This window comes from uncultured Rhodococcus sp., from assembly GCF_963525155.1.
Lineage (GTDB): Bacteria > Actinomycetota > Actinomycetes > Mycobacteriales > Mycobacteriaceae > Rhodococcus_F > Rhodococcus_F qingshengii.
Map to the genome: position 1 here is coordinate 1 of NZ_CAURKP010000260.1, position 5773 is coordinate 5773.

8 protein-coding genes are annotated in these 5773 nt (G+C 64.8%); 5 read left to right on the forward strand and 3 right to left on the reverse strand.

Translation table 11 applies throughout. The annotated features are described in order from the left end of the window. Window positions 1-129 precede the first annotated feature (129 nt). A complete protein-coding gene (locus RWT78_RS29260) occupies window positions 130-204 on the forward strand; it encodes a 50S ribosomal protein bL37 (RefSeq protein WP_022597109.1) in 75 nt (24 codons plus the stop codon). Between the two features lie 102 nt (window positions 205-306). Here the strand turns inward: RWT78_RS29260 and rsrA are convergent, their stop codons facing one another. Beyond that, entirely contained in the window at window positions 307-588 is a 282-nt protein-coding gene (gene rsrA, locus RWT78_RS27540; protein WP_314682333.1) for a mycothiol system anti-sigma-R factor, read from the reverse strand. Next, complete coding sequence (locus RWT78_RS27545; RefSeq protein ID WP_054782092.1) at window positions 585-1283, reverse strand: sigma-70 family RNA polymerase sigma factor; 699 nt, start codon at window positions 1281-1283, stop codon at window positions 585-587. Before RWT78_RS27545 ends, rsrA begins: the two co-directional genes overlap by 4 nt. Window positions 1284-1490: 207 nt before the next feature. Between RWT78_RS27545 and ybaK the strand changes: the two genes are divergently transcribed. Both ybaK and RWT78_RS27555 read left to right on the forward strand, forming a co-directional pair. Next, the gene (gene ybaK, locus RWT78_RS27550) at window positions 1491-1985 is read left to right on the forward strand and encodes a Cys-tRNA(Pro) deacylase (RefSeq protein ID WP_007731205.1); all 495 of its coding nucleotides are present in this window, start codon (window positions 1491-1493) and stop codon (window positions 1983-1985) included. A 24-nt stretch (window positions 1986-2009) separates the two neighbouring features. After that, a complete protein-coding gene (locus RWT78_RS27555; protein ID WP_314682337.1) occupies window positions 2010-2723 on the forward strand; it encodes an SIMPL domain-containing protein in 714 nt (237 codons plus the stop codon). Window positions 2724-2726: 3 nt separating this feature from the next. On the opposite strand, the gene RWT78_RS27560 is transcribed toward RWT78_RS27555, so the two are convergent. Next, on the reverse strand, window positions 2727-3479 hold the full coding sequence (locus RWT78_RS27560) for an SOS response-associated peptidase (RefSeq protein ID WP_314682340.1): 753 nt from the start codon (window positions 3477-3479) through the stop codon (window positions 2727-2729). A gap of 49 nt (window positions 3480-3528) precedes the next feature. On the opposite strand from RWT78_RS27560, the gene aroA reads away from it, so the two are divergent. Both aroA and rsgA read left to right on the forward strand, forming a co-directional pair. After that, on the forward strand, window positions 3529-4842 hold the full coding sequence (gene aroA / locus RWT78_RS27565; protein ID WP_314682343.1) for a 3-phosphoshikimate 1-carboxyvinyltransferase: 1314 nt from the start codon (window positions 3529-3531) through the stop codon (window positions 4840-4842). Next, window positions 4791-5773 (forward strand): ribosome small subunit-dependent GTPase A (gene rsgA, locus RWT78_RS27570; protein WP_314682345.1); only part of this gene is annotated, 983 nt, incomplete at its 3' end. The genes aroA and rsgA, both read left to right, overlap by 52 nt.

A 5773-nucleotide genomic window follows, 5' to 3' on the forward strand; every position in this document is an offset into this window, starting at 1 on the left:
CTCACTTCTGTCGGAACTGCACTCTGACCACGAAAATACGTCGACGGATCACTCGATCGACCTGCCAATGGAACCACACCGGCATCGGCGTGAAACAATGACGCGAAAGAAACAGAAGGGAGACCAATCATGGGTAAGCGTGGTCGTAAGAAGCGCAGCCGTAAGGGCAACGCCGCTAACCATGGCAAGCGTCCAAACGCCTGAAATGTAGCGCAACAAAACGTCCGTGGGGCGGGGAAGCATTGCTTCCCCGCCCCTCGGCGTTACTGCCTTCCGACTGCTGCCGCTCAGATCTTCGCTGACGGGCTAGCTGTCGGTTTCGGTAGTCGTTATGACGAGGGTCCGACGCAACTCGACGGTGAGCCGCTGACGCAGGCTTTCCGGCGCGTGGTCCCCACCGCACTTACGATTGATCAGGCTCTTGACCTTCTCCTCGATCCCGTAGGCCTCCAGGCACGATCCACAATCGTCGATATGACGCTGCAGGCGAGCACGACTCGAATCGTCGCATTCACCGTCGAGCATCAACCAGACGTCGGCGATGACTGCCGAGCAGTCGAGCCTTTCGAATTCGTCCTGCTCACTCATCGTGTGACACCTTCCGTCTCGGTGGCTGCGACTGTGGCTGTGTCGACCGCGCCGTCCCGATTGAATCCCCGGTCTTTTGCGACATCGGCCAAAAGACCACGCAATTGCTTGCGACCACGGTGCAGTCGCGACATCACCGTTCCGATGGGTGTGCCCATGATCTCCGCGATCTCCTTGTACGGGAATCCTTCGACATCGGCGTAGTACACGGCCATACGGAATTCCTCGGGAAGCGACTGCAGCGCCGCCTTGATGTCGTCGTCAGGCAACGCGTCGAGCGCCTCCACCTCGGCCGATCGCAGCCCCGTCGAAGTGTGCTCGGCGGTGGCGGCCAACTGCCAGTCGGTGATCTCGTCCGTCGGATACTGCGCGGGTTGGCGCTGCTTCTTGCGGTACGAGTTGATGTAGGTGTTCGTGAGAATCCGGTACAGCCAGGCTTTCAGGTTGGTACCGGCACGGAACGAGCGGAAAGCGGTGTACGCCTTGACGTACGTCTCCTGCACGAGATCCTCGGCATCAGCGGGATTCCGCGTCATACGCAAGGCAGCGCCGTACAACTGGTCGAGCAGCGGGAGCGCGTCGCGCTCGAACCGGGCAATCAACTCATCCGCAGTTTCGGGCGTTTCGGACACTGCGCCGTCGATAGGTTCAGCTACCTCTGACGGTTCGTCCTTGGGCCGGTCGTGTTCCAGCACTCTGATCCCTTCACTAGCCGTAGGGATCAAGGTTACCGCCAACTGAAGATCCGACCCACGGGCCGGTGGTGGCTCACACACAGCCAGCACGGTCGCTCCTTCGCTTCTCGGGACAAGTTTCATCAACTGGTACCAACACGGGAGTCAGCGACTCTGTTCCCGGCCTGGTCGGATGCACCTGTCGGCGATCCACATAGGGTGTTCCTCATGGCCGGAACAGCGACCCCTGCGACCGTACTTCTCGACAAGTCGAAGACACCGCACCGCGTCCACAGCTACGACCACGATCCTCGCGCCGAATCTTTCGGCGACGAGGCGGTCACTGCACTGGCAGAGTCGACAGGCGTCGAGGCCGCACAGATCTTCAAGACCTTGGTCGTCAAACTCGACACCGGCAAGCTCGCCGTCGCGGTCCTGCCGGTCCCGGACAAGCTCTCCCTCAAGGCTGCAGCCGCTGCCCTCGGTGCGAGCAAAGCCGTCATGGCCGATCGCGCCGAAGCTGAGCGCTCGAGCGGCTACGTCTTCGGCGGTATCTCACCGCTCGGCCAGCGCAAGAAACTGCCGACAGTGATCGATGCGTCGGCGCTCGACTGGGACCGCATTCTCTGCAGCGCCGGCCGACGCGGGCTCGAAATCGAGCTGGCTCCGACGGACCTAGCGCAGCTCAGTGGCGCGGTCACGGCGCAAATCACGGCGGGCTGAGTATCCGGTCGCTACGGTCTCACCATGCGACCACACCTGAAAACTCTTGCACTGACCGCTGCGACGGCAGCCCTCACCGTCTCGCTGACGGCCTGCGGGAGTTCGGACAATGCCGCCAAGGAAGTCACAGTAGTCGGATCAGGGCAGGTCCGCGGAGCGCCGGACATCCTCAATGCCGACATCGGCATCGAGGTGGTTGCCCCGGACGTATCGGGGGCGGTCTCCGAGTCGAATGACAAGGCCCGTCAGATGATCGACGCGATAGTCGCCGCCGGGGTGGCCCCCGAGGACGTACAGACAAGCGATCTGTCCGTCCAGCCGCAGTACGACGCCAGTGGTGGACCGTTCGTCGGCGGCAACGTGACCGGCTACCGGGCGACCAACTCGGTACGAATCGTCGTCCGCGATCTCGACAAAGCCTCTTCTGTCCTGGACGCCGGCATCGCGGCGGGCGGAAACGCGGCACGGCTCGGCAACGTCGCCTTCGCCATCGACGACGACTCTCAGCTTCTGGCCGACGCTCGCACCCGGGCCTTCGAGGACGCGAAGAACCGTGCCGAGCAGTACGCCGATCTGTCCGGTACGTCGCTCGAGAACGTCGTGACCATCACCGAGGCACACGACACGAGTGGCGGTCAGACCATGCGCGCTCCCGACGCCTCGATGTCCGACATGGTTCTCGCCCCGGGAACCCAGCAGGTCTCGTTCGAGGTGACCGTCACCTGGTCTCTCGGCTGACCACTAGAGCAGGCTGATCTGCTCGCCGGCACGGTCGACGTCCGGCTCGATCAACTCGTGCCCGTTGTTCTTGACACTGTTGACCAGCGGCCGGACTCGATCGACGTCGATCCGCTCGAAGAGGTCCGGTACCGGTTCGAGCAGAGCCGAATCGACGGTGTTGTCGGGATCGAGCCACGCCTCCCAGCGGTCACGAGGCAGGGCGAGAGGCATGCGGTCGTGAACCTGCTCGAGGTGACCGAGAGAGTCGACCGTGACGATCGAGCAGCTCAGGACGGGGCTCGCGTTCTCGACCCTCGGGTCCCGCCAGGCAGACCACACGCCCGCCATGAACAGCCGTGATCCGTCGTCGGGGTGCATGTAGTAAGGAATCTTCGCTGCCTTTTTCCCGCCGCTGGCCTCGGTCTGCCACTCGTACCACCCGTCCATGGGGACCAGGCAACGCTTGAACTTGAAGGCGGTCCGAAACGCCGGCTTCTCCGCCAGCGAGTCGGCGCGGGCGTTGAACAGGACCGGACCTTTGCCCAGCTCCTTGGTCCACGACGGCACCAATCCCCACCGCATCCGCCGAATCCTCTTGGTCGGATCGCTGTCGGGGTTCTCCCGATCGTGGCGTTCGACGACGGTCAACACCTCGGTCGTGGGGGCCACGTTGTAATCGGCTTCGACGGGCGCCGAGTGGTCGGTCTCGTCGAGCGCATCGAGTTCCACCGCCAGGGTGGCCGGGTCCGCTGTGGTCGCATACCTTCCGCACATGACACCCAGGGTGGCACGGTTTCGACCATTCCCCCACCGATGAGAGAAGATGGACCATGTGAGTCTGAGTCTGTGGAGCGCCCCGAGGGCCCAAGCACCCGTCGATGCAGTGGTGACGCTGCCCGGATCCAAGTCCATCACCAATCGAGCTCTGATTCTGGCCGCACTTGCGGATGGCCCGTCCACGATCACCGGTGCACTCCGCAGCCGTGACGCCGACCTGATGATCGCAGCTCTGCGTGACCTCGGCATCGGCGTCGAGGAAGCCGGTGATGCGACCACGCTTCGCATCACCCCTGGACCCCTGCGCGGCGGCGAGGTCGACTGCGGCCTGGCCGGCACCGTGATGCGCTTCCTGCCGCCACTCGCCGCGATGGCCGACGGCATCGTCCACTTCGACGGCGACGAGCAAGCACGCACACGACCGCTCGGCACCATCTTGGAAGCACTGCGCGGTCTCGGCGCTCGGATCGAGGGTGACGCACTCCCGTTCACCGTCACCGGAACCGGATCCCTACGCGGCGGGACGGTCACCATCGACGCATCCGGTTCGTCGCAGTTCGTCTCCGGTCTCCTGCTCTCGGCTGCTGCGTTCGAAGAGGGTGTCACCGTTCACCACGACGGCAAGCCCGTCCCGTCCATGCCACACATCGACATGACCGTCGAGATGCTCCGCGAGGCCGGAGTTTCCGTGACGACGCCAGCCACGGGCGGTGACGCGGACACCTGGCGTGTGGCACCGGGGCCGGTGCGCGCCGTGGACTGGGCGATCGAACCCGATCTCTCCAACGCCACACCGTTCCTGGCCGCTGCCGCTGTTACCGGCGGAACCGTCAGCGTGCCGTTGTGGCCGTCGTCGACGACGCAACCCGGCGACGCGATCCGCGGGATCCTCGCCTCGATGGGGGCCGACGTCACTCTCGCCGATGGTGTCCTGACCGTCCGCGGCCCGGAGAAACTGCGCGGCATCGACATCGACCTCCACGACGTGGGAGAGCTGACCCCCACCGTGGCGGCCCTGGCCGCTCTCGCCGAGGGCACCTCGCATCTACGAGGAATCGCGCACCTGCGCGGGCACGAGACAGACCGTCTCGCCGCCCTCGCCGACGAGATCAACAAACTCGGCGGCTCCGTCACCGAAACCGATGACGGCCTGACGATCGTTCCCGCGGAACTCCATGGCGGACAATGGCTCTCGTATGCCGACCACCGCATGGCAACAGCCGGCGCCATCATCGGCCTGGTCGTCGACGGCGTCGACGTCGACGATGTCGGAACCACCGCCAAGACACTGCCCGGCTTCGAGAACATGTGGATCGACATGCTCGAGAGTTCGCCGGCGACACCGAAGGCAAGCTTCTGAGTCCGCGGCAGTACGACGAGTCCGACGTCCGGGTACGCCCCGGGCGCGGATCCCGCCCCCGTACGAAGACTCGGCCCGAACATCTCTCGGCCGAATCGGGGATGGTGGTGTCGAAGGATCGTGGCCGTTGGGGTTGCGTCCTCGGCGGCGATCCCGACCGGCTGATCGTCACGATGCGCGCCCGCGAACTTGGCCGAACCCCCATCGTCGTCGGCGATCAGGTGGACATAGTCGGCGATCTGTCGGGCAAAACCGACACCCTGGCGCGCATCGTCCGGGTCTCCGAGCGTTCGACGGTTCTGCGACGGACCGCCGACGACACCGATCCCTTCGAACGTATCGTCGTCGCGAACGCGGAGCAGCTTCTCATCGTCGTGGCACTCGCCGATCCCCCACCGCGCACCGGCTTCGTCGAGCGCGCACTGGTCGCCGCCTACGTGGGTGGCCTGACGCCGATCGTCTGCCTGACCAAGAGCGACCTCGAACCGCCGGAGGAATTCGCGAGCACGTTCGCCGACCTCGACATCCAAGTGGTCGTCGCCGGTCGCGACGATCCCCTGGACGAACTGACGCAGATCCTCGAGCACAAGTTGACCGCCCTGATCGGACATTCCGGCGTCGGAAAGTCGACACTGGTCAATCGCCTTGTCCCCGATGCCAATCGAGCGGTCGGCATCGTATCCGGCGTCGGCAAGGGCCGGCACACGTCGACGCAATCGGTGGCACTCCCGCTCGCCGGTGGCGGCTGGGTGATCGACACCCCGGGCATCCGTTCGTTCGGTCTGGCGCACATCTCGCCCGAGAACGTGGTGGCGGCGTTCTCGGATCTCGCTGCGGCGATCGAGGATTGCCCGCGCGGATGCACGCACCTCGGACCGCCAGCCGATCCCGAATGCAAGCTCGACCTGCTGGAGGGCAAATCAGCTCGACG